The sequence below is a fragment of the Phaeovulum veldkampii DSM 11550 genome (genome assembly GCF_003034995.1).
Taxonomy (GTDB): Bacteria; Pseudomonadota; Alphaproteobacteria; order Rhodobacterales; family Rhodobacteraceae; genus Phaeovulum; species Phaeovulum veldkampii.
The window spans coordinates 1-934 of the sequence record NZ_PZKF01000124.1; the positions used below are offsets into that span (position 1 = coordinate 1).

The window sequence follows — 934 nt, forward strand, 5'->3', positions numbered from 1 at the left end:
ACCGACGGCTAATGGCCCAGTGGATGGGTCGGGTTGGCTTCGAACTGAATATCCTCGCAGACCATGTCCTGGGTGAGATCCTGAAAGGCGACAGGGTCTTCGCGGATGAAACCAGCTTACCAACCCTCGCCCCTGGCACCGGTAGCGCGAAAAAGGCCTGGCTCTGGGCCTATGCCCGTGACGACACACCTTTTGGCGGGAGCGGTCCCCCCATGGTGGCCTATCGCTTCGAGGACAGCCGGTCCGGGGACTGTGTGCGGCGGCATCTCGGGGGATATCGCGGTATCCTGCAGGTGGACGGCTATGCCGCCTACAACAAGCTGGCCCGCAAGGACGGCGGCAATGATGGTGCGCTGCTCGCGGGATGCTGGGCGCACAGCCGTCGCCGCTTCTACGAACTGCACACGACCGGTGCTTCCGAGGTCGCGACTGCTACGATCGAGAAGATGACGGAGCTTTGGGCGCTTGAAGCGACCGTTCGCGGTCAAAGCCCCGAAGCCCGCACTGCCGCACGCCAGACTGTCTCGGCCGCGATTGTCGCCGCGCTGTTCGCGCTCTGGGAGCGGACCCTGCCGCGTATCTCGGGCAAGTCGAAGCTGGCAGAAGCGCTGCGCTACGCCATGACGCGTCGCGAAATCTTCGAGCGCTTCTTGATCGACGGCCGCATCGAGTTGGATTCCAACATCGTCGAACGTGCCATCAGGCCCCAGACCATCACGCGGAAAAATAGCCTCTTCGCCGGGTCAGACGGCGGCGGCCGGACATGGGCTACCATCGCGACGCTCCTGCAGACCTGCAAAATGAACAACGTCGACCCTCTTGCCTGGCTGACATTGACACTGGAGCGCATCGCCAACCAGTGGCCCAGTGCTGAAATCAATGCGCTCATGCCATGGAATTACAACGCCTGAACGGCCATGCCTTCCCGCTTACC

The 934-nt window shown here is 62.7% G+C and carries 1 protein-coding gene; it reads left to right on the plus strand.

Annotation, left to right across the window (positions count from 1 at the left end; all coding sequences use genetic code 11):
- Positions 1 to 911: IS66 family transposase (tnpC, locus tag C5F46_RS16210; protein WP_107326316.1), on the plus strand; the 911-nt coding region annotated here is incomplete at its 5' end.
- Positions 912 to 934 lie beyond the last annotated feature (23 nt).